Annotated in this window: 1 protein-coding gene; it reads left to right on the top strand. The window is 56.0% G+C overall.

Translation table 11 applies throughout. From position 1 onward, the window contains the following. The first annotated feature begins 152 nt into the window (after window positions 1–152). Window positions 153–1,337, top strand: a complete 1,185-nt coding sequence (locus HMPREF2547_RS03895; RefSeq protein WP_011018353.1) for an IS256-like element IS3503 family transposase — start codon at window positions 153–155, stop codon at window positions 1,335–1,337. Window positions 1,338–1,380: the final 43 nt, after the last annotated feature.

Raw genomic sequence — 1,380 nt, 5'->3', positions numbered from 1 at the left:
GGGTTAAGTAAAGAAAAGTGTGTCCGCATGCCACCATAACCCCAGACCACACACCACAAATCACCAAAGAATAGCTCCCCGAAAGCTATTACCCACACCATCCCGCACCTCCGGCCACATTTGTGCTAACCGCACACCGGTTGGATTAAAGGATGACCACCAACCGCCCCAGCTGCCCACTATGCGGCAACAACACAAAGAAAAACGGCACCACCAGCAAATCAACCACCCGTTGGCGCTGCACCCACTGCGGACACTCCTTTACCCGCAACACCCAAACCCACAACAAAAACACCGCCACCATGGCTTTGTTCATCCAATGGGCCACCGGCACCCAATCTCTAACCACCTTCGCCGCACACCATGGCGTAACCAGGCAAACCATGCACCACCGATTCCGATGGTGCTGGTGGATCATCCCCACACCCACCATCGACTCATTCCGCATCCATGACCAAATCTTCCTCGACGCGACCTATCTAAAGTCCGGATGCCTCCTGATCGCAGCCAGTAAAACCCACGTCATCAACTGGACCTGGGCCAGACACGAAACCACCGCCGCCTACACCGAACTCCTACGCCCCATTGCCGCACCACTAATCGCAGTCACAGACGGCGGACAAGGTGCCCAATCAGCCATCCACCACTGCTGGCCAACAACACGCATCCAACGCTGCCTCGTCCACGCCCAACGAACAGTCCGCCGCCACACCACCAGCAACCCCCGCACCGATGCCGGCAAAACCCTCTACCGCCTAGCCCTGAAACTCACTCGCATCACCGACCTTGACCAAGCATCCACATGGGTCGCCCACCTGCACGAATTCGACCACACCTACCGGGAATGGATGAACGAGAAAACCACCATCAAAGACCCTGCTACCGGCGCCTACACCAAGGTCTACACCCACCAACGCGTCCGAGCGGCCTATCAATCATTGCTATCTCTGCACCGCAGAGACCTGCTGTTTACCTACCTGCAACCCCCACCAACAACCATCGACCCCGACAACCTTGCAGCAACAACAAACAGCCTCGAAGGTGGCATCAACGCCCCCATAAAAGAACTAGCCCGCAGACACCGCGGACTATCACTACCGCATCAACGCACAGTGATGGATTGGTGGCTGTATCTACATACAGAAGTCCCTGACGATCCGGTCAAGATCGCCAGGGACCAACGATGGGGTCAAGACGCACTTTCCACAGCAACAGACCTGATCACCCACAACACCACAGCCACTACCAATGACATCGGTGCACCAGCAGAATACGACACCGCCATCGACACCAGCTACCAACACAACCTCGGCATCCAAAAAGGCTGGATCAAATAACCGCAACACGCCCGGAAAAGACACACTTTTCTTTACTTAACCC

Source organism: Corynebacterium sp. HMSC055G02, from assembly GCF_001809065.1.
Lineage (GTDB): Bacteria > Actinomycetota > Actinomycetes > Mycobacteriales > Mycobacteriaceae > Corynebacterium > Corynebacterium jeikeium_D.
Note: the sequence above shows the minus strand (reverse complement) of the source record. Positions and strands in the feature narration are given on the sequence as shown.

What these genes read in the sequence shown, in the direction of transcription:
- HMPREF2547_RS03895 (WP_011018353.1), top strand. Translation starts at nt 153, where the DNA reads ATGACCACCAACCGCCCCAGCTGCCCACTATGCGGCAACAACACAAAG.